The organism is Pseudomonas sp. MPB03 (genome assembly GCF_046605385.1).
Lineage (GTDB): Bacteria > Pseudomonadota > Gammaproteobacteria > Pseudomonadales > Pseudomonadaceae > Aquipseudomonas > Aquipseudomonas zanjanensis.
Map to the genome: position 1 here is coordinate 2762552 of NZ_CP176770.1, position 21022 is coordinate 2783573.

The 21022-nt window shown below is 57.1% G+C and carries 20 protein-coding genes and 1 tRNA gene; 10 read left to right on the forward strand and 11 right to left on the reverse strand.

Annotated features, from left to right (window positions below):
• Positions 1-235 precede the first annotated feature (235 nt).
• The 6 genes from ACLH0I_RS12410 (at position 236) to ACLH0I_RS12435 (ending at position 4766) form a co-directional block, all read left to right on the forward strand.
• Positions 236-994 carry a carbon-nitrogen hydrolase family protein gene (locus ACLH0I_RS12410; RefSeq protein ID WP_411387220.1) on the forward strand — a complete coding sequence of 253 codons (759 nt, stop codon included), beginning with the start codon at positions 236-238 and terminating at the stop codon, positions 992-994.
• Between the two features lie 10 nt (positions 995-1004).
• Positions 1005-1439: a GNAT family N-acetyltransferase gene (locus tag ACLH0I_RS12415; RefSeq protein WP_411387221.1), complete on the forward strand. Its 435-nt coding sequence runs from the start codon at positions 1005-1007 to the stop codon at positions 1437-1439.
• A 127-nt stretch (positions 1440-1566) separates the two neighbouring features.
• Positions 1567-2208 (forward strand): UvrY/SirA/GacA family response regulator transcription factor, encoded by a 642-nt coding sequence (gene uvrY / locus ACLH0I_RS12420; RefSeq protein WP_003200277.1) that lies wholly within the window; start codon positions 1567-1569, stop codon positions 2206-2208.
• Between the two features lie 2 nt (positions 2209-2210).
• The gene (gene uvrC, locus ACLH0I_RS12425; protein WP_411387222.1) at positions 2211-4034 is read left to right on the forward strand and encodes an excinuclease ABC subunit UvrC; all 1824 of its coding nucleotides are present in this window, start codon (positions 2211-2213) and stop codon (positions 4032-4034) included.
• A 32-nt stretch (positions 4035-4066) separates the two neighbouring features.
• Positions 4067-4627, forward strand: a complete 561-nt coding sequence (gene pgsA / locus ACLH0I_RS12430; RefSeq protein WP_018608070.1) for a CDP-diacylglycerol--glycerol-3-phosphate 3-phosphatidyltransferase — start codon at positions 4067-4069, stop codon at positions 4625-4627.
• Between the two features lie 63 nt (positions 4628-4690).
• Positions 4691-4766 (forward strand) — tRNA-Gly (locus tag ACLH0I_RS12435).
• Between the two features lie 364 nt (positions 4767-5130).
• Here ACLH0I_RS12435 and ACLH0I_RS12440 read toward each other — a convergent pair.
• Together ACLH0I_RS12440 and ACLH0I_RS12445 are read right to left on the reverse strand one after the other, a co-directional pair.
• The gene (locus tag ACLH0I_RS12440) at positions 5131-6414 is read right to left on the reverse strand and encodes an O-acetylhomoserine aminocarboxypropyltransferase/cysteine synthase family protein (protein WP_043042093.1); all 1284 of its coding nucleotides are present in this window, start codon (positions 6412-6414) and stop codon (positions 5131-5133) included.
• Positions 6415-6726: 312 nt separating this feature from the next.
• Positions 6727-7617, reverse strand: a complete 891-nt coding sequence (locus ACLH0I_RS12445; RefSeq protein WP_095962609.1) for an MBL fold metallo-hydrolase — start codon at positions 7615-7617, stop codon at positions 6727-6729.
• Between the two features lie 237 nt (positions 7618-7854).
• Between ACLH0I_RS12445 and ACLH0I_RS12450 the strand changes: the two genes are divergently transcribed.
• From ACLH0I_RS12450 to ACLH0I_RS12460, 3 genes are all read left to right on the forward strand, one after another.
• Positions 7855-8865, forward strand: a complete 1011-nt coding sequence (locus tag ACLH0I_RS12450; RefSeq protein ID WP_095962577.1) for a GlxA family transcriptional regulator — start codon at positions 7855-7857, stop codon at positions 8863-8865.
• Between the two features lie 160 nt (positions 8866-9025).
• Complete coding sequence (locus ACLH0I_RS12455; RefSeq protein ID WP_095962578.1) at positions 9026-9910, forward strand: LysR family transcriptional regulator; 885 nt, start codon at positions 9026-9028, stop codon at positions 9908-9910.
• 183 nt (positions 9911-10093) lie between these two features.
• Positions 10094-11020 carry an AEC family transporter gene (locus ACLH0I_RS12460; RefSeq protein WP_095962579.1) on the forward strand — a complete coding sequence of 309 codons (927 nt, stop codon included), beginning with the start codon at positions 10094-10096 and terminating at the stop codon, positions 11018-11020.
• A 99-nt stretch (positions 11021-11119) separates the two neighbouring features.
• Here ACLH0I_RS12460 and hutH read toward each other — a convergent pair whose 3' ends face one another.
• The 9 genes from hutH to ACLH0I_RS12505 form a co-directional block, all read right to left on the reverse strand.
• Positions 11120-12652, reverse strand: a complete 1533-nt coding sequence (gene hutH / locus ACLH0I_RS12465; RefSeq protein ID WP_095962580.1) for a histidine ammonia-lyase — start codon at positions 12650-12652, stop codon at positions 11120-11122.
• The gene (gene hutU, locus ACLH0I_RS12470; protein WP_172436063.1) at positions 12649-14340 is read right to left on the reverse strand and encodes a urocanate hydratase; all 1692 of its coding nucleotides are present in this window, start codon (positions 14338-14340) and stop codon (positions 12649-12651) included. The genes hutH and hutU overlap by 4 nt, the downstream gene beginning before the upstream one ends.
• 372 nt (positions 14341-14712) lie before the next feature.
• Positions 14713-15477, reverse strand: coding sequence for an ABC transporter ATP-binding protein (locus ACLH0I_RS12475; protein WP_411387223.1), 765 nt, complete (start codon positions 15475-15477; stop codon positions 14713-14715).
• A 16-nt stretch (positions 15478-15493) separates the two neighbouring features.
• Positions 15494-16204: an ABC transporter permease gene (locus tag ACLH0I_RS12480; protein WP_030141828.1), complete on the reverse strand. Its 711-nt coding sequence runs from the start codon at positions 16202-16204 to the stop codon at positions 15494-15496.
• The gene (locus tag ACLH0I_RS12485; RefSeq protein ID WP_025214430.1) at positions 16201-16920 is read right to left on the reverse strand and encodes an ABC transporter permease; all 720 of its coding nucleotides are present in this window, start codon (positions 16918-16920) and stop codon (positions 16201-16203) included. The genes ACLH0I_RS12480 and ACLH0I_RS12485 overlap by 4 nt, the downstream gene beginning before the upstream one ends.
• Before the next feature lie 55 nt (positions 16921-16975).
• Positions 16976-17758, reverse strand: coding sequence for a transporter substrate-binding domain-containing protein (locus ACLH0I_RS12490; RefSeq protein WP_025214429.1), 783 nt, complete (start codon positions 17756-17758; stop codon positions 16976-16978).
• Positions 17759-18127: 369 nt separating this feature from the next.
• The gene (gene hutC / locus ACLH0I_RS12495) at positions 18128-18865 is read right to left on the reverse strand and encodes a histidine utilization repressor (protein WP_025214428.1); all 738 of its coding nucleotides are present in this window, start codon (positions 18863-18865) and stop codon (positions 18128-18130) included.
• Positions 18865-20001, reverse strand: a complete 1137-nt coding sequence (locus ACLH0I_RS12500) for an aminotransferase class I/II-fold pyridoxal phosphate-dependent enzyme (protein WP_411387224.1) — start codon at positions 19999-20001, stop codon at positions 18865-18867. Before ACLH0I_RS12500 ends, hutC begins: the two co-directional genes overlap by 1 nt.
• The gene (locus tag ACLH0I_RS12505) at positions 19998-20204 is read right to left on the reverse strand and encodes a hypothetical protein (RefSeq protein WP_411387225.1); all 207 of its coding nucleotides are present in this window, start codon (positions 20202-20204) and stop codon (positions 19998-20000) included. Before ACLH0I_RS12505 ends, ACLH0I_RS12500 begins: the two co-directional genes overlap by 4 nt.
• 462 nt (positions 20205-20666) lie before the next feature.
• Between ACLH0I_RS12505 and ACLH0I_RS12510 the strand changes: the two genes are divergently transcribed.
• Positions 20667-21014: a RidA family protein gene (locus ACLH0I_RS12510; protein ID WP_411387226.1), complete on the forward strand. Its 348-nt coding sequence runs from the start codon at positions 20667-20669 to the stop codon at positions 21012-21014.
• Positions 21015-21022 lie beyond the last annotated feature (8 nt).

Below are 21022 nucleotides of genomic sequence, written 5' to 3' on the forward strand. Positions count from 1 at the left end.
GTTTGAACGCTGTTCGCCCGGGCAGCCGCAACCGAGCGCGGGGCGCTGGCGATTTTAAGCGGTGAGAGGGCGTTGAACATGGTCTGTCTCCGATGAATGGCCCTGAGCTTACTAGAGGGCGGGGCGCCGGTTCAATCAGAAAATTCTATCGAGGACATGTAAGTGTTCGTCCTGGCTTGAGTCCGCAGGGCTTTATGACACACTTCAGGTTTGCACCGCCTTCCAGGGATGAACCATGACCGTTCCAACCTTCGCCGCCGCCCAGTCGATTTCCATTGCGGGGGACACTCGCGCCAACCTCGCGAGCCATCAGCGTTTCATGCAGGCCGCCGCTGAACAGGGGGTGCAGTTGCTGGTCTTTCCTGAGTTGTCGCTCACCGGTTACGAACGTGGCCTGGCGGCAGATCTGGCGGTTCTGCCGGAGGATGCCGTACTGCAACCGCTGCGTGATTTGGCGCAAGCGCTCGGTCTGACCACCGTGGTGGGCATGCCGATTCGGCTGTCGACGGACGGCCCGGTGTTGATCGGCGCGCTGGTGCTCGGCGCCGACGGTTCCCTTGGGGTGTACAGCAAGCAGCACCTGCACCCGGGGGAAGAAGTCGCCTTCGCCCCAGGCCATGGTGGCTCGATGCTGACGATGGGGCAGGATCGCATCGCACTGGCGGTGTGTGCCGATTTTTCCCATGCCAGCCATGCGGCCGCGGCAGCCGGGCAGGGCGCGACGCTGTATGCCGCGGGAGTGTTGATCACCGAGGGCGGCTACGTGCCGGATACGACGTTGTTGCAAGGCTATGCCCGGCATCACGCCATGACCGTGCTGATGGCGAATCATGGCGGCATCACGGGCGGTTGGGAATCGGCTGGCCGCAGCGCCATTTGGGGGCCGGACGGTTCGCTGCTCGTGGCAGCACCGGGCACGGGCGAGTGGTTGGTGATTGTTCGCCGCGATGCCAACGGTTGGGCCGGGCAAGTCATGCCGGTGGCAGTGCTTTAACGAGGTATTGATGAGTTTCGAATGGCGTGCCGCAACGAACGGGGATATCGACTTCGCCCGGCAACTGACCTGCGACAACATGCTTGCTTATTACCTCAGGCATGATTTGCTCTGGCAGGACGAAGCGTTCGACCTGGCCTGGATCATTCGCCAGAACTGGATCATCAGCCGGGCAGGCCAGGCGCTGGGGTTTGTCAGCCTCAGCCGTGATGCCCGGGCGTTGTACATTCGCGAATTGCAGATTGACCAGGCGTTTCGCGGACAGGGCGCCGGCACCTGGGCGATCGGACAGGTTTGGGGCTTGGTGGGGCTGGAGCGTCGGCCGGCGCTGCGCCTGACGGTATTCAAGGATAATCCGGCCAGGGCGTTGTACGAACGCATGGGCCTGCGGGTCGTCGGCGAGGACGAGTGTTTCCTGAGAATGCAGCGAGACGCTGGTGCTTGAAGCCTCGGATACCGTGCCGATAAAGATGCGTTGTAACTTTTATCTGTCCCTTTGCGCTAGGTCTGCGGGATGCTTTTTTGCTAAGGTGTCGTGCAACCCAAATAAGACCAAATCGTGAGGTGTCTGCTTGATTAGGGTGTTAGTGGTCGATGACCATGATCTCGTCCGTACGGGCATTACACGAATGCTGGCTGACATCGATGGCCTGCAGGTAGTTGGCCAGGCTGAATCCGGGGAAGAGTCCCTGATCAAGGCGCGTGAATTGAAGCCCGACGTGGTGCTGATGGACGTCAAGATGCCCGGCATCGGCGGCCTGGAAGCCACGCGCAAGCTGCTGCGCAGTCATCCGGACATCAAGGTGGTCGCGGTGACCGTCTGTGAAGAGGACCCATTCCCCACCCGGCTGTTGCAGGCGGGCGCGGCGGGCTACCTCACCAAGGGCGCTGGCTTGAACGAGATGGTCCAGGCCATTCGTCTGGTTTTTGCCGGGCAACGCTACATCAGCCCGCAAATCGCCCAGCAATTGGCGATCAAGTCGTTCCAGCCAACCAACGATTCGCCCTTCGACGCACTGTCGGAGCGGGAAATCCAGATTGCCCTGATGATTGTCGGTTGCCAGAAGGTGCAGATCATCTCCGACAAGCTGTGCCTGTCGCCTAAGACCGTCAACACCTACCGTTACCGTATCTTCGAGAAGCTTTCGATCAGCAGTGACGTCGAATTGACACTTTTGGCGGTGCGCCACGGCATGGTCGATGCCAGCGCCTGAACATGACTGAATTGTTTGATCCCAGCGCGTTCCTCTCCACTTGCAGCGGTCGCCCCGGCGTGTACCGCATGTTCGACAGTGAGGCGCGCCTGCTTTACGTCGGCAAGGCCAAGAACCTCAAGAAGCGCCTGGCCAGTTACTTTCGCAAGACCGGCCTCGCGCCGAAGACCGCCGCCCTGGTGGGGCGCATCGCGCAAATCGAAACGACGATCACCGCCAATGAAACCGAGGCGCTGCTGCTCGAGCAGACGCTGATCAAGGAATGGCGCCCGCCTTACAACATCCTGCTGCGCGACGACAAATCCTACCCCTACGTGTTTTTGTCCGATGGGGCCTTTCCGCGTCTGAGCATTCATCGGGGCGCGAAAAAGGCCAAGGGTCGCTATTTCGGCCCGTATCCCAGCGCCGGGGCGATTCGTGAAAGCCTCAGCCTGTTGCAGAAGACGTTTTTCGTTCGCCAGTGTGAAGACAGCTACTACAAGAACCGCACCCGGCCCTGCCTGCAATACCAGATCAAGCGCTGCAAGGCGCCGTGCGTGGGGTTTGTCGAGCCGCAGGTCTACGCCGAGGACGTGCGTCACTCGGTGATGTTCCTGGAAGGCCGCAGCAATGCGCTGACCGATGAACTGTCGGCGGCCATGGAGGAGGCGGCGGTCAACCTTGAGTTCGAACGGGCCGCGGAACTGCGCGATCAGATCGGCCTGCTGCGCCGCGTGCAGGACCAGCAAAGCATGGAAGGTGGCAGCGGCGATGTGGATGTGATCGCCGCGTTCATCAACCCGGGCGGCGCCTGCGTGCATTTGATCAGCGTGCGGGGCGGTCGCGTGCTGGGCAGCAAGAACTTCTTCCCGCAAGTGGGTATCGAGGAAGACGTGGCCGAGGTCATGGCCGCTTTCCTGGGCCAGTACTACATCAGCAGCCCGGAACGCGACTTGCCTGCCGAGTTGATCGTCAATGTGGTCCATGAGGATTTCCCGGCCCTGATCGAAGCCATCGACAAGCTTCGCGGTCGTGAACTGACCATCAGCCATCGCGTTCGCGGCACCCGTGCCCGTTGGCAGCAACTGGCCGTGACCAACGCCGAGCAGGCCTTGGGCGCGCGCCTGGCCAACCGGCAGCACGTGGCGGCGCGGTTCGATGCCCTGGCCGATGTCCTCAACCTGGACGAGCCGCCCCAGCGACTGGAGTGCTACGACATCAGCCATTCCAGTGGCGAGGCGACCGTGGCGTCCTGCGTGGTGTTTGGTCCGGAGGGCCCGATCAAGTCCGATTACCGCCGCTACAACATCGAAGGCGTCACGCCGGGCGATGACTATGCGGCGATGCACCAGGCGTTGATGCGGCGCTTCGGCAAGCTCAAGGACGGGGAGGGCAAGTTGCCGGACATCTTGCTGGTGGACGGCGGCAAGGGCCAGTTGTCCATGGCCCGCGATGTGCTCAATGAACTGATGGTGCCCGACCTGATCCTGCTGGGCGTGGCCAAGGGCGCGACGCGCAAGGCCGGTTTCGAGACCTTGTATCTCAACGATGCCGCCCATGAATTCACCCTCAAGGGCGATTCGCCGGCGCTGCACCTGATCCAGCAGATCCGCGACGAAGCCCACCGTTTCGCCATCACCGGACACCGTGCCCGTCGCGGCAAGACGCGCCGTACGTCTACACTGGAAGGTGTGGCAGGCGTCGGTCCAACGCGCCGTCGCGACTTGTTGAAACATTTTGGTGGATTGCAGGAACTGTCTCGTGCCAGCATCGAGGAGATAGCCAAAGCACCCGGTATCAGTAAAAAGCTCGCTGAGTCGATTTATGCAAACCTGCACAGCGAGTAGAATGCCCGTCAACCTCGCAGCCAGTTGTGCCGATGAATATCCCAAATCTGATTACCGTTCTACGCGTCCTGCTCATTCCGATCTTCATTTTGCTGTTCTATTTGCCGTACCACTGGAGCTACGTGGCCTCCGCCTCGGTCTTCGCCTTCGCCGCCGCGACGGACTGGCTGGATGGTTACCTGGCCCGGCGGCTGGAGCAGAGCACGCCGTTCGGTGCCTTCCTCGACCCGGTGGCCGACAAGCTGATGGTCGCGGTGGCCCTGGTGCTGCTGGTGCAAGAGCACGGCAACCTCTGGCTGACCTTGCCGGCGGCGGTGATCATCGGCCGCGAAATCGTCGTCTCGGCGCTCCGTGAATGGATGGCCGAACTGGGCGCCCGCGCCCAGGTCGCGGTGTCGAACCTCGGCAAATGGAAAACCGCCGCGCAGATGCTCGCCCTGGTGATCCTGCTGGCCAACCCTTCGGATTTCAGTTTCTGGGTGCTGTTGGGCTATGCGCTGTTGCTGGTTTCCGCAGGGCTTACGCTGTGGTCGATGGTCCAATACCTGCGCGCCGCCTGGCCGCATCTGCGGACGGATGTGGAGCCGAAATAAAACTTTTTTGAATCAAAGGGTTGACGGCGTAATCTGAATCTATAGAATGCGCCACACCAAGACGCGGGAATAGCTCAGTTGGTAGAGCACGACCTTGCCAAGGTCGGGGTCGCGAGTTCGAGTCTCGTTTCCCGCTCCAAATATTGTTCTTTGTAGTTCTTCTGAACTACATCGAAACACAAAAAAAGCGACCTCAGGGTCGCTTTTTTTGTGTTCACCATTTCTTAAAATCGGCCTGCTCAAAACCACGCGATTAGTTCATCCCGGATTCAATTACAGGCGACCCGATTTCATCAAAAATTGAGTAAATGGCTGTTCCCGTCGCCTGATCTTTCAACCTGGGTTGTACGACTTTCCTGGCTATGCTCCCGAATTTCCGCACTCGATTGCTTTGTCACGAGGTTGCAGTTGAAACCCAGATCCGGCCGTAAGCGTCAGGACGCTCGAACCGGATTTTCGGATGCCTTCGTGATGCTCAGGAACGCGTATCGTCGAGGCGACGACTAGCCTCGACGTTGAGTTGGCCCCAGGGCTTGGTGCAAATCAGCGATCAAGTCCTCAATCGCCTCAATTCCTACCGACAGACGAATCATTTCGGGCTTCACGCCAGCCTTTGCTTGTTCCTGCTGGTTCATTTGCCGATGGGTAGTGGAAGCCGGATGGCAGGCAAGAGACTTGGCGTCACCGATATTGACCAGTCGCTTGAAGATTTGCAGAGCATCATAGAAGCGCACGCCTGCGTCATAGCCGCCCTTCAAACCAAACGATAGGATCGCCGACGGTTTACCCTGCATGTATTTTTGTGCCAGTGCGTGATGAGGATGGTCCGGGAGGCCGGCGTAGCTGACCCATTCCACTTCAGCATGGCTCTGCAGGAATTGCGCAACTTTCAGGGCGTTGTCGGTGTGACGCTCCATGCGCAGCGCGAGCGTTTCCAGGCCTTGCAGCAGCAGGAACGCGTTCATGGGTGCCAGTGCCGCGCCGGTGTTGCGCAATGGCACTGTGCGTGCGCGCGCGATGAAGGCGGCGGGCCCGAACTTCTCAGTATAAATCACGTCATGGTACGCCGGCTCGGGCTGGTTGAGGCTGGGAAATTTTTCCGGGTATTGGGTCCAGGGGAAGTTGCCGCTGTCGATGATCACACCGCCTAGGGAGTTGCCATGCCCGCCGACGTACTTGGTCACGGAATGCACAACAATATCCGCCCCAAACTGAATCGGTTTGCACAGGATAGGCGTAGCCACCGTGTTATCGACCATCAGCGGTACGCCGCGGGTGTGAGCAGCTTCAGCCAAGGCTTCGAGATCAATGATGTTACCCGCCGGGTTGCCGATGCTTTCGCAGTACACCAGCTTGGTGTTGTCGTCGATCAGTTCGGCGATAGCCTCGGCAGAGTCATCTCGGGCAAAACGCACATCCACGCCAAAGCTTGGCAACAGGTGTGCGAAGAGAGTGTAGGTGCCGCCATAGAGCTGTGGAGTGGTGACGATATTGTCACCTGCGCGGGTTAACGTTTGGATCGCATAATGGATTGCCGCGCTGCCGGCCGATACGGCCAGCCCTGCCACGCCGCCTTCGAGGGCGGCCATCCTTTGTTCCAGCACATCATTGGTGGGGTTCATGATTCTGGTGTAAATGTTGCCCGGCACGTCCAGGTTGAAAAGGTCGGCGCCGTGTTGGGCGTTATCGAATTCGAAGGCAACATTCTGATAGATAGGCACTGCGACAGCCTTGGTGGTCGGGTCCGACGTGAAGCCATGGTGCAGTGCGATGGTGGCATCTTTCATGATTGGTATTGATCCCTTTAAATTATTCTGGATTTTGCGGCATTAAGATCCTCTCGAAGTCGATTATGCCGATCGTTGAGCGCTTTGACCTGGTAAGTCGAAATCTACCGTAGGGGTTTACGCCCCCCCTTGTCTATTGGGAAACAATTGAAATCAAGGGCCCCGAAGGGCCCTAGAGTCTAGTCGACACCCGGAATCAAGGGCATCCAACTGCTGCTTGAGATCAGTTACCCGTAAGGAAACAACGTGATGACATTTTCTTGGGTCGAGCTGTTTGCGTCGGTAAACCAGCGTCAACTGGGGCCCAATAAATCAGAACTCCAGTGAAGCGCCGTCTTCCGGAATCGCTACACGGTTCTCAATACCGTGCTTCTTGACATAGGTGCGCAGTTCTTGACGAGTCAGGGACATGTGATTGATTGCATCCATGTGTACGGCGACGATCTTCGCGTATTTCGCAGCCTGAGCGGCGCGTAGAACATCTTCCTCACCCATGATGATCGACCCCTCATATCCGGTCATCATTGCCTTGCCTGCATTCAGTACGATCACTTCGGGGTGATACTTCTCAATGGTCTGGTCTACCTCTTTACGCCAGACCGTGTCACCGGCAAGGTAAAGGGTCTTGTAGCCTGGCGCTTGAAAGACCACCCCCATGGCTTCACCTAACGGCTTTGCCAGGGCTGGCACGGCATACATTTCATCTGTGCCATGTTGACCACCGGTTTTCGTAATTCTGACGCCGCCGAATTCAGCGTCGCCTTCCAGGACGCGCACATTCTTGAAGCCTTGTGAACGAATCAGCTTCGCATCGTCCTCATGTTGAGTGAATAAAGGGATGTCTTTAGGTAGGGCTTTTTGCGCGGCGTCGTCCCAGTGATCAAGGTGCGTGTGCGTGACGATCACTGCGTCGACGCCGGCGATAACCTCAGAAGGTGACTCGGTCAGATCAACCAATGGATTTCGAAGGTTACTGCGGTAGGTATTTTCAAATCCCGGGTAAGCGCCCTTTTTGGCGAGCATCGGATCGATCAGGAATGTCGTTTCACCGTAGGTGATTTTGGCCGTCGCGTTACGAACTTGCTGTAGATCCATTTTAGGGGACGCGTCAGGTGCCGTTGGGGCATTTGTGCCCGCGAATGCCGACGTGGTCGCGGCTGCGCAAGCCATGCTTAGTGCAACGCGAAGCGTTTTAAAACTCATGAATTCAGTCTCCAGTTGGTACCTCAAGGCTTCATTCTTGCTGAATGCTTTCAAGGCTGACAGTGGCCTGAATGACATATTTCGATATAATCGGGCCAATCAGTTTTTCGTTTCCAGAACGGAAAGAGGGGGAGGCGACAGCTCAATTCAGCCTCTGCCAAGCATTTAACCGAGGGCGCGCGCCCAGATACCTGCGAGCGTAACGACAAGCCCATTGGGCCAAACCGAGGCTACCTGATGCATTCCATACGTGTTGCTGTCTTGGCTTTTGATGGCGTAAGCCTGTTCCATCTTTCTGTACCCGGGATGGTGTTGGGGGCAACTCAGTCCGCGCCTGGCGAACCTCATTACGAGATCAAATACTGCGCAGAGACGCCGGGAATGGTGGCAAGCGATCAAGGCCTCGGTTTAGAGGTCACTCAGGGCCTGGAATTGATGGCGGCATCTGACCTGATCATCATCCCTGCGTGGGGGGATCAAGCGGTTTGTGCATCTGCCGAACTTGTGAAAGCGCTTCAACTCGCCAATTCCGAAGGAAAGCTCATCGTTGGGTTGTGTCTAGGCGCATTCGTGCTTGGAGATGCCGGGCTACTTGATGGCAAAGAAGCGACCACGCATTGGACTGCTCGAGACGAGTTTGCGCGACGCTTCCCAAATGTTCGTTTCAGGCCAGAAGTGCTTTATGTCAGCGCTGAGAATATCGTGACGTCAGCAGGAACCGTGGCGGCAATTGATTGTTGCCTTCATTTGGTTCGCGAACGACTTGGAGCCGAGGCCGCGAATCGCACCGCGAAAATGCTGGTCACACCGCCACATAGGCAGGGAGGACAGGCTCAATACATAGAATATCCTGTGCCGCACCTATCTAGAGAGACGCATTTGTCTGATGTACTGGAATGGGCTCGGATGAATCTGTCCAGTGACCTGACGCTCGACGTCCTGGCGGACAGGGCAAAGATGAGTCGGCGCACTTTCACTCGGCGCTTCAGGGAGGCTACCGGCAGCACCGTCTCTAAATGGTTGAATGCCCAGCGCGTTGTCAGGGCGCAGGAACTGTTGGAAACGACTGACCTGCCCATTGAGTGTGTGGCGGGTGAAGCAGGGTTTGGCACCCCCTTATCCTTGAGGCAACAATTCGGCGTTCAGCTCGGCACCTCGCCGTCTGAGTACAGGCGAATGTTTTGTCGTGACATGAGCCCGGTCCGAAAGACGAGCGACAGTGAGCACACTGCCGGACTGTCTAGCTAAATGACTGAAACCGCAAAGCTTCAGTCATTATCGCTCTTAGAAATCCACGGTCACTCCGGTATAAAGCGCGCGACCATCACCAGGCAGGAACGAGGCTTCATCCAAACCATGCGCCTGCCCAACTGGTAAGCTCGGCCATCAATTTGCAGGATGAATGGCCATGTCATTACGCGCGCTTCGAACACTGCTTGCCATTGCCCAATACGGTTCTTTTGTTCGGGCAGCGGACGCCGTGCACCTGACCCAATCAGCGGTCAGCCTTCATGTTCGGTCATTGGAGGAGGATTTCAATACGCTCCTGTTTGACCGCTCACGACGGTTGCCGGTGCTGACGGATGCAGGCCATATTGCCGTTGAGCGCGCGCGAGAAATTCTAGCCTTATACGACGGGATCTCCTCCGAGATTGGAGGCGACACTGAGTTGCGCGGCAGGCTCAGAATCGGTGCCATTCATACAGCGCTGGCGAGCGTGTTGCCCCTCGCGTTGTCGGCAATGCGTGCTGAGCATCCTCACCTGCGCATCACTGTTGCGTCGGGAATGTCCGCTGAGTTGGCCACGCGCGTAGAGGCGGGCGAGCTTGACGTTGCGATCACCACGGAGCCGGTGAAGCCACACCCTTACGGCCTCGCAAGCACCGTACTTTACGAGGAAGGGTTCTGGATCATCGCGCCAACATCACACGCGCATGAGGACTTGAAGCTTCTACTCAAAAGCCAGCCATTCATTCGATTTGATCGTCGCGCCTGGGCAGGTCGTACCATTGAGCGAGAGCTTCGTGCTATGCGGCTGCGCGTGCAGACCAGCATGGAATTGGATAGCCAGGATGCGATTATCCAGATGGTCTCAAGCGGGCTGGGCGTATCCATCATTCCACTCTCCGAACATCAAGTCGTAAGCCTGACGACACTGGCCGTCGAGCCGTTCGGCATGCCTCAAAAAACCAGGCGCGTGGTATTGCTGGAGCGCGAAGATCGTCCGCTTGGGCGACTGGCAGGGGCCCTGGCGAACGCGGTGAAAGCGCATTCGTTGCTCGGCAAACCATGAGTAGTACTTGTTGATTGCTGAAGTTTAAAACGTTTTTATTTTGGAGTCCGACCTCTTATCGTGGTCCTCATTCAAGTGAGTTCTTAAGGGCACCATGATCACTGGACCTACCGTAGGCATGCCGCTGATGAGCCGACTGATTGTGGGATGTAAACCGTCGGCACAAAAAACCAAGGCACGCGTATGACCCTTTCCTTGTTGACTGCCTTGTTACCCATCGCACTACTGATCGTCCTGGGCGCGTGGCTCAAGCGTCGTCAATTTCTGATGGATACTTTTTGGGCACAGGCAGAGCGCTTGGCGTATTACGTGTTGCTGCCTTCTCTTTTCTTTCACGGACTGGCGACCGCGAACCTTGATGGCGTGCCCTATCAAAGCATGGTTTCGGTGCTCGTATTCTCGACTGTGGTGGTATCGCTAATGTTGTTGGGCGCGAAGTCGCTGATCACCATGGACGATGCTGCGTTCACTTCGGTTTTTCAGGGGGGAATACGTTTCAATAATTACGTAGGCGTGTCGGCAGCCGCGGGCTTGTTCGGTGTGCAGGGTATAGCCCTGGCAGCGGTCGCGAATGCGGCCATAGTGCCCAGTGTGAACATTCTGTGCGTAATGGTGTTCGCGAAGTACGGATCAGCCGGCAGGATGCCATTTAGCAAAGTCCTCAAGCAGTTGGCATTGAACCCACTGATACTCGCGTGCTTCGCCGGCGGATTGGTCCAGGTCTCGGGCTGGGGACTGCCTGTCGGTATTGAGCCGATGCTCAAGGCCTTGGGACAAGCGTCACTGCCGCTCGGATTGCTCTGCGTTGGTGCTGCGCTTGAGTTCGGAAGCATAAGGCAATGGTTTCGCCCGGTGGGTTACTCGTCGCTGACCAAGTTTCTAATCATGCCACTGGTTACGCTTTGGGCGTGCCACCTGTTCGAACTTGAAGGAAAGGCCGCGGTTGCAGCACTTCTATTCCAGGCACTGCCCACAGCCTCATCCTCCTACATCATGGCAAGGCAATTAGGGGGAGACGCCCCCCTTATGGCTGGGATCATCGCTTGCCAGACCATGCTGGCAGGATTAGCACTTCCAGCGGTCATCCTTGTGATGGCCCGGTGGATTTGAGTGTCAGTATTTCGAGGCGATCGCCTACGCGCGTTAGGCACAGCCCATAAAGCGCTGTGCCTAACGCAGTCATCATTTGTTCATGGCGGATATCATCTATCAGATGCTGGGCAACAATGTGTTCAATACCAAGTCGTTCAAGCAGCCGGAAGCCAATAATTCACTGGCCGCATTGATATCCGGCGCGAAGAAGCGATCCTTCTCGTAATAGGCCACTTTGCTTCGCAGGCTCTTCCTGGCCAGTTCCAGCTTGGGCGACGTCTTCAAGCCGTCACGCAAGTCCAGACCTTGGCAGGCCGCTAGCCACTCCACAGCCAGGATTCCACGGGTGTTTTCAGCCATTTCCCACAACCGTTTGCCGGCGGCGGGTGCCATCGATACGTGATCTTCCTGATTGGCGGATGTGGGCAGGCTGTCTACGGAATGGGGGTGAGCCAGCGCCTTGTTCTCGCTGGCCAGCGCTGCTGCTGTCACCTGAGAAATCATGAAGCCCGAGTTCACGCCGCCATTGGCTACCAGGAACGGCGGCAGTTGTGACATGTGTTTGTCCATCATCAACGAAATGCGGCGCTCGCTCAGCGAGCCGATTTCAGCAATGGCCAATGCCATATTGTCTGCGGCCATGGCCACTGGCTCGGCATGGAAGTTGCCGCCAGAGATCACGTCACCTTCAACGGCAAAGACCAGTGGGTTATCGGATACGGCATTCGCTTCGACGACTAATACTTCCGCGGCCTGACGGAGCTGGGTCAGGCATGCGCCCATGACTTGAGGTTGGCAGCGTAGAGAGTAGGGGTCTTGGACCTTGCCGCAGTCTTTGTGCGAATCGGCGACCTCACTGCTTTGGCCCAGCAGGTCGCGATAAGCAGTAGCTGTATCAATCTGGGCCTTCTGGCCGCGAGCGGCATGGATACGTCCGTCAAACGGCGAGCGGGAGCCCAAGACAGCTTCGACCGTCAACGCACCGATGGCCAAGGCGCCTGCAAACAGGTCTTCGCCCTCGAACAAACCGCGCAGAGCATAAGCAGTGGACACCTGGGTACCGTTGAGCAACGCCAAACCCTCTTTGGCAGCCAGCGTCAACGGCGCCAAACCGGCCACCTTCAGTGCTTCGGTGGCTTCCAGCCATTCGCCCTTATGACGGGCTTTGCCTTCTCCCAGCAGCACGAGGGACATGTGCGCCAAAGGTGCCAAGTCACCAGATGCGCCGACCGAACCTTTTAACGGAATATGCGGATACACCTCGGCGTTGATCAATGCTATCAGAGCATCGATCACCACGCGGCGTATGCCGGAGAAACCACGGCTGAGGCTATTGACCTTGAGCACCATGATCAACCGCACCAGCGCATCGCTGATCGGCTCACCCACACCAGCGGCGTGGGACAGTACTAGCGAACGTTGCAGATTTTCCAGATCTTCACTGGCGATACGGGTCGAGGCCAGCAGGCCGAAACCGGTATTGATACCGTAGGCGGTGCGATTCTCGGCGAGGATCTGTTCCACGCAAGCGACACTGGCTTCAATTTGCGCAGAGGCACTGTGGTCGAGGGTAATTTTCACCGGACGCTGGTAAACGTCACGCAGTTGGGCAAGGCTCAGTTGGCCTGGGATAACGTTAAGAGTTTTCATGCTGTGGCTCCTTTAACAAGAGTGATCATTGGCAGGTTCAAGCCTTGCTCTTTCGCGCAATCAATGGCGATCTGGTAACCGGCATCGGCATGGCGCATCACGCCCGTGCCCGGGTCGTTGTGCAGCACGCGGGCAATCCGCTCGGCCGCTTCGTCGGTGCCGTCGCAGACGATCACCATGCCCGAATGCTGGGAGAAGCCCATGCCGACGCCGCCACCGTGGTGCAGTGACACCCAGGTCGCACCACTGGCGGTGTTGAGCAGGGCATTGAGCAGTGGCCAGTCGGAAACGGCGTCGGAACCGTCCTGCATGGATTCGGTTTCACGGTTCGGGCTGGCCACGGAACCGGAATCGAGGTGGTCACGGCCGATGACGATCGGCGCCGACAGCTCACCGCTGCGCACCATCTCGTTGAACGCCAGGCCCAACTTGGCGCGCTGGCCCAGGCCAACCCAGCAGATCCGTGCCGGCAAGCCCTGGAAGCTGATGCGCTCGCGGGCCATGTCCAGCCAGTTGTGCAGGTGGGCGTCGTCGGGGATCAGTTCCTTGACCTTGGCGTCGGTCTTGTAGATGTCCTGCGGGTCACCCGACAGCGCCGCCCAGCGGAACGGGCCGATGCCACGGCAGAATAGCGGACGGATGTAAGCCGGGACGAAACCCGGGAAGTCGAAGGCATTCTCGACGCCTTCTTCCTGGGCCATCTGGCGGATGTTGTTGCCGTAGTCGAAGGTCGGCACACCCATTTTCTGGAAGGCCAACATGGCTTTGACGTGCACGGCCATCGATTGCTTGGCGGCCTTCACCACGGCGGCGGGCTCGGTCTTGGCGCGGGCACGGTATTCGTCCCAGGTCCAGCCGGCCGGCAGGTAGCCGTTGAGGGGGTCGTGGGCGCTGGTCTGGTCGGTGACCATGTCCGGACGCACACCACGACGGACCATTTCCGGCAGGATCTCGGCCGCGTTCCCACACAGCGCGATGGAAATCGCCTTGCCTTCGGCGGTGTATTTCTCGATGCGCGCCAGGGCGTCGTCGAGGTCTTTGGCCTGCTCGTCGACGTAGCGGGTTTTCAGGCGGAAATCGATGCTCACCTGCTGGCACTCGATGTTCAGCGAGCATGCACCGGCCAAGGTCGCGGCCAACGGTTGCGCACCGCCCATGCCGCCCAGGCCGGCGGTCAGGACCCAGCGGCCCTTGAGGTTGGAATCGTAATGTTGGCGACCGGCCTCGACGAAGGTTTCATAGGTGCCTTGCACGATGCCCTGGCTGCCGATGTAGATCCAGCTGCCGGCGGTCATCTGGCCGTACATGGCCAGGCCCTTGGCGTCGAGTTCGTTGAAGTGTTCCCAACTGGCCCAGTGCGGCACCAGGTTGGAATTGGCGATCAGGACGCGCGGGGCGTTGCTGTGGGTCTTGAACACGCCCACCGGCTTGCCGGATTGCACCAGCAGGGTTTCGTCGTGGTTCAGGTTGGTGAGGCTTTCGACGATCTTGTCGTAGCACTCCCAGTTGCGCGCCGCGCGGCCGATGCCACCGTAGACCACCAACTCCTTGGGGTTCTCGGCCACTTCCGGATCGAGGTTGTTCATCAACATCCGCAGCGGCGCTTCGGTCAGCCAGCTCTTGGCGGTCAGCGTGTTACCGCGAGGGGCGCGGATTTCGATATTGCGGAAATGGAGTGGTTTGCTCACCGGTAATCCTCTCGAAATGACTTGCAGCTTATTGTTGGTTTTCGCTACATCGGGCGAGTAAATATAATCATGTATATACAAGCTTAATCAAGCAGATTTTTGACCGCTATTGTTGTCGGCATGAATATCTTCACGTGATTAGTTTTTTCGTTCGAATGGCATTGATGCAGGTTTTGCCATCAAGCTTTGCGCACTGGGCGCGCTGTGACAGTTTCAGCCAGGGATCATGAGCTGAGCCATAGCAAGGCGCTGGGATTGCTCTCGCACGGGGCTCTTCTAGTCAACAGAACGGCGAACCATTCCGGCCGCAATCGCGCGCCTGAAAACATTTTTCAGGCGCGGTAAGCGTCCAGCCGGCTTAAGGCACTTCGGTTATTTCAGATTGCCGCTGAGAAATTGCTGCAAACGCTCGCTCTTAGGGTTCCCCAGCACTTCCTCAGGCGGCCCTTGCTCTTCTACGAGCCCTTGGTGCAAGAACAACACCTGGTTCGATACCTTACGAGCGAAGCTCATTTCGTGCGTCACCATGATCATGGTTCGGCCTTCTTCGGCGAGGCCCTGAATGACCTTCAGCACTTCTCCCACGAGTTCAGGATCCAGGGCAGAAGTGGGTTCGTCGAACAGCATGATTTCCGGTTCCATGGCCAGCGCCCGGGCTATCGCGACGCGCTGCTGTTGGCCGCCCGAGAGAAAGGCCGGGTATTGATTGGCAACTCGCGATGGTAAACCAACCTTGTCCAGGTAACGCCGAGCCAGCTCCTCTGCATCCTTCTTGCTGACCCCCAACACTCGGCGAGGGGCCATTGTGATGTTGTCGAGCACGGTCATGTGGCTCCACAGATTGAAATGCTGGAATACCATCGCCAGTCGCGTGCGCAGCCGCTGCAGTTCATCTGCATTTGCAACGCGCATGCCGTGGTGGTCATGGATCATGCGTATCGGCTGATTGTCGAGGCTCATGGCGCCGTTGCTAGGGATTTCCAGAAAGTTGATACAGCGCAAAAAGGTGCTTTTGCCCGACCCGCTGGCACCGATCAGGCTAATGACGTCTCCGGCCTTTGCGTTCAGCGAAACACCCTTGAGGACTTCGTGGTCGCCATAGCTTTTATGCAGGTTTTCTACGGTCAGTTTGTACATATTCAAGCACCCTGAATTAATGAGCTGGGCCGAGGAACGACAGCCAACGGCGCTCAGCCAGACGGAACAGACCGACCAGAGAGAAAGTGATAGCGAGGTAAATCGCTGCGGCGATGCCGAACGATTGGAAGGTCAGAAATGTTGCTGAATTGGCATCTCTGGCAACCTTGAGGATGTCCGGTACCGTGGCGGTGAAGGCGACCGTGGTGGAATGCAGCATCAGTATCACTTCGTTGCTGTAGTTCGGCAGTGAGCGACGCAATGCAGACGGCATGATGATGTAGGTGTAAAGCTTCCATCCTCGAAGCCCAAAGGCCTTCGCTGCTTCGACTTCACCATGATTCATGTTGCGAATCGCCCCGGAGAAGATCTCCGTGGTGTAGGCGCAAGTGTTCAAGGCAAAGGCCAGGATGGTGCAGTTCAATGCATCGCGAAAGAATGCATCAAGCAGCGGTTGGGAGCGCACCGCAGCGAGGCTGTAGATGCCGGTGTAGCAGATCAGTAGCTGTATATACAGAGGCGTGCCACGGAACAAATAGGTATAGAACTGCACGGGCCAGCGCACGAAAAGGTTGCTTGATACCCTGGCAATCGACAGCGGGACCGCCATCAAGAAGCCGAAGAAGAGCGAGGCACTGAGCAGCCATAGTGTCATCGCCAAGCCCGTGATGTGATAACCATCGTGGTACAGGAAGGGTTTCCAATATTCTTGCAATAGCTCGATCATCGCACGGCCTCCCGAGTTCCTGCGGCGTAAAAACTTTCCAGCCTGCGCAAGACATAGTTTGACGCGGTGGTGATAACCAAATAGATCAACGCTGCAAGGACGAGGAAGAAGAACAGTTGATAGGAACTCTTTCCTGCATCCTGGGCAACCTTGACCAAGTCAGCCAGACCAATGATCGAGACCAGTGCGGTCGCTTTCAGGATCACCATCCAGTTGTTGCCAATGCCCGGTAATGCAAAGCGCATCATTTGCGGGAAAAGCACCAGGCGGAATCGTTGGGCGCGGGTCAGGCCATAGGCCGTGGCTGCTTCTAATTGCCCCTTTGGAACGGCGAGAATCGCTCCGCGGAAGGTTTCGGTGAAATACGCACCGTAGATGAAGCCCAGGGTGATGACCCCTGCGCTGAACGGATTGATTTCGATATATTCCCAGCCAAAGGCATCGGTCAGATTCGTCAGCCACGTCTGAAGGCTATAGAAGATCAGCAGCATCAAGACCAGGTCGGGCACGCCGCGGATAAGCGTGGTGTAGGCTTGCGCAGGGATGCGTAGCAAGGCTGACTTCGAGAGTTTCGCGCTGGCACCGATCAATCCCAGGCCCACGCTCAGCAACAAGCACAGTGCGGATAATTTGACAGTCATCCAGGAGCCTTGCAGCAACAGCGGGCCGAAACCCTTTAGGCTGAAGCCTAGAGTCTGCAATAGGTTTTCTAGCATTGGACAGCCCTTCGTCAATCAAGAAAAACGCCCATCCGAAAATGGGCGCAGCGTGTTATTTACCGCTGTAGATATTCTGATCACCAAAGTGTTTTTTCTGGATGGCTACATAGCTGCCATCCTCATGCAGTGCCTTGATGCCTTTGTTTATCAGGGCCTTGAGATCGGCGTTGCCTTGGGCGAGACCTACCGCGGTTTTCGCGGGCAACAGTTCATGCTCGACTGCTTTACTTACCTCAAAATTTGCCCCTTGCGGCGACTTCAAGAAGCCCATTTCGGCTTGCAACATATTCTGGATCGAGGCATCGAGACGGCCAGTCACCAAGTCCGAATAGACCTGATCCTGGTTGGCATAGGCTTGGGTTTTGACTCCGGCTTTGTTCAGTACGGCCTTTGCATAAGCTTCCTCGGTGGTGCCTTGCTCATAACCAACCGTCTTGCCGACGAGCGTCTTGATATCTTCGGTCAGGCCGGAGCCTTTCTTGAAAACGAAGGAGGTAGGAACGGAGAACAGCTCATCGGAGAAGTCGATGACCTTTTCGCGCGAGGATGTCACGGTCATGGCGGAGATCACGCCGTCGAATTTGTTGGCTTTCAGGCCGGGAATCATGCCGTCAAAATCACTCTCGACCCATTTGCACTTCACTTTCAATTCAGCACAAATCGCATTGCCTAAGTCGATGTCAAAGCCCACCAGGCTACCGTCGGCAGCTTTGGACTCGAAAGGGGCATAAGAGGGGTCAACGCCGAACCGCAACTCCTTGTACTCCTTGGCCGAGGCAAAGCTGCCAGCCACACACAACGCCAGTACAGAGAGGGTCAAAATAGATTTTTTCATTGTTTTTATTCCTAAGGACCAAAGAGCGCTTGAGCGCACGGATGCGGTACGGAGCTCGTGTGTGTCGCTATGGGAGTGGTACACAGAGCCCATTTTTTGGTTTAAGCGTGTCGAGGTGACGGATCGACTTTACCGCGTAAATACATACTTGTACATACAGGCATAGCCAATCAAGCAGCCATTTATCTGCTCGGATGTGCATGGGTGGAAGAAGGGCTGGAAACGCTGAGGGGAGGGGGGTGAGCAGTTTCGTTTTTTCCGGTCACTACGGGCGTAGGGCCTGGGTCTATTGTGATGTATGAATCAGAAAGCGACCGACGCCCTTTGGAAGCGGCGCTGGTCAAGTTTTACGGCAGATGTGTCGAAGAGTCAGACGTCTCTGTGAGCTGCATTCATGGGTAAGCGACTACCCAGTCGATAGCGGGAGGAGGGGTGGACGAGCCGCACAAAGGTGACAATTTTGTTTTGGCTCCAAGTCCGGCGTATGAGGGCCAGGCAAGGTTCGGTTGCATCGATTTGCAGATGTTTGCTCTCCTCTGCGCTGGGGTGGCAGGCCTCTACGATATGTTCCATTTCGTCGGGCTTGATGACTTGCAAAAGGTATTTTGCCGGTTGCAGGTGTTCGCCGAATTTTTGTTTCAGGAACTCTGGCACCAGCTCGGGATTGACGTAACGATCCTCAAGCTGCACTGGCACGTCTTCTTCGCTGTGCGCACAAACCAGATGAAAAACCGAAGAGCCCGTGGGCAGGCCCAGGGCGGAAGCGACTGACATCGATGCGGATTCGCGTCCCAGGTGCAGGACGCGACAGCCGTAACTATGACCCCGAGCGAGAATCTCGTCAGCGATGTTGGTGATGCGCAACAGGTTCGATTGCGGCTTGCTTTCGGCTACGAATGTTCCAACACCTGAAATCCGTACCAATAGACCTTCTTCGGTCAGCTCGCGCAGGGCTCGATTGACGGTCATGCGCGAGATGCCCAGCTCTTGCACCAACTGGTTCTCTGAGTAGATCAGGTCGCCAGGTTTCCAAACGCCCGCTCGAAGTTGGTCCAGCACAAATTCCTTCGCGCGTCGGTAGAGCGCTTGTGGTGCATTTTTGATCATCAGTCGGTCCGTGTCTCTTGTGCGGCAAGGACTCTTGCCAAGGAATGGAGGAAAAGATCGTTATCCTCACAGCTTCCTATGGATACCCGCAAGTACTGAGTATATCCCGCTTCGCGCCAAGGCTTGATGATGACCCCTTCGCGCAGTAATGCCTGGTTGATGATTTCGGCAGGATAAGGGGTGCTGAAAAAGAGGAAGTTGGCCATGGAGGGGGCAGTTGTGATGCCTTGCTCTTGCAGTGCGATCTCCAGTCGTCGGCGTTCGCTGGCGACGTGGGAGAGGCCGGCATTCAGATGATTTTCATCGGCCAGCGCGGCGACCGCAGCGGCTTGGGCCACTCGGTTTACGTTGAAGGGGGTGCGCAGGCGATTGATCAAATCGGCCAGTAGCGGGTCGCTGACAATGCCATAGCCGATGCGTAAACCTGCCAATGAATAGGCCTTGGAGAAGGTTCGAAGCAGGATAAACGGCTTGCCGCTGGCCTGGATCAAGCCGAGGCAGTCTGGGTACTCAGGCTCCCATTGGGCGTATTCGTAATAGGCTTCGTCAAACACCAGCAAGCACTTGGGAGGTAATGCATCGAGCAATTGCTTCAATTCGATTGCGCTCAAGGTGCAGCCAACCGGATTGGAGGGGCAGGAAAACATCAGCACATGGGTATGCGGTGTAAGGGCGGAAATCATCGCCGCCACGTCAAAAGTGCCTTGGTCGGTCATGGGGACACCGATTACCCGAGCGCCGGCTGCCACTGGAAAAATGAAATGCAAGCCGAAGGAGGGCGCCACGGTAACCACTTCATCATCATGGTCCAGAAACACTCGACTGATGACACTCAGCAAATCCTCAGAGCCGTTGCCGAACACGAAGCGATCTTCCGGAACATCAAGTTTTTCCGAGAGTGCGGAGCGCAGTGCCTGGCAGCCAGAGTCGGGGTACAGCGCAATCTCATGGCAGGCTTGGGTGGTCGCGGCGTTGACGGCGGGGGCGGTGCCCATTGGGTTTTCATTGCTGCCCAATTTAGCGACGCGTGTCAGACCGAAGCGTTTCCGCACTGCATCAGCGGCGAGGCCGGCGTTGTAACTGGCCAATTCGCGTACTTCAGCGCGAGCAAGCAGGGTCAGGTCGTTGGCGTTCATACAAGGCTAACCTCTCGGGAATTTTGCTGGAAGGTATTGCGATCTGGATGGTGCCGCAGGGGACGCTGCGGGCTCGGCTGTTCAGCGGTTTGAAGGATTTCGCGCGGGAGGCTGTAGTGGAAGAGTGTCGCCAGTTCGGCGATCCGGCCTGCGAGGCTCATCCCTTCGGTAGTCGCGGCAGTCATCGGGTGCAGCTTTTTCATTGATTACCTCTTAGGTGCAGGGCCACAAGGAGGTGTTGCTGTATGATCCTGTATATATAGGTAACGCAATGTTCAGGCCAAGCCTTATCTTTTCTGTTGATCGCTGCTCGTAAACGCCTTCCAGGCCAGGGGGTGCTCACATGAATATTGGTTCGGGTGTAACTGAAGGTTGCATCGGAGTGTTTCCGGTGTCTCGTTGATGAGTCGAAAGGAAGCGCATGGTAGGCCTTTCTGCGGACAGTATTTTGGACAGAAGCAGTGCTCGATCCACTTCGGATCAGGGGTCTGAAGGGGATCCTTGTCTAACAGGCACGGTAAATGCTTAGTCCTGTATATACAGTCCCATCGATCGGGCTTGTAGACCGATTTCCGATCTGCTGTGACACGCTCGGTCGAGTCGATGGCTAAAAATGGCGCCTGTTATAGGCGCGTTCATAAGTCCGCTTAGAGAGAATCACCACAATGACGGTTAGCAATCTGCCCTTTTCAAAAGTCCGCCACAGCCAAGGTCTCGTGTTTTTGTCTGGAGAGTTGCCGTTCAATGAGGATGGCAGCTTCCCGGAGGGTATCGAGGCACAAACGCGCCTGACCTTGATGCGCATTGCTCAAACACTGGAAGCTGAGTCACTGTCGTTGGATGACGTTGTGAGCGTCACGGTGTACTTGACCGAGCGGAGTAACTTCGCCGAGTTCAACAGGATTTATGCTTCGTTTTTCACGACCAATTTGCCTGTTCGCGCTACCGTCTGTGCCGGCCTCGTGGTGGATGCGTTGGTTGAAATCAGTGTCATCGCGCAGCAGCGTGCTTGAGTTGGAGG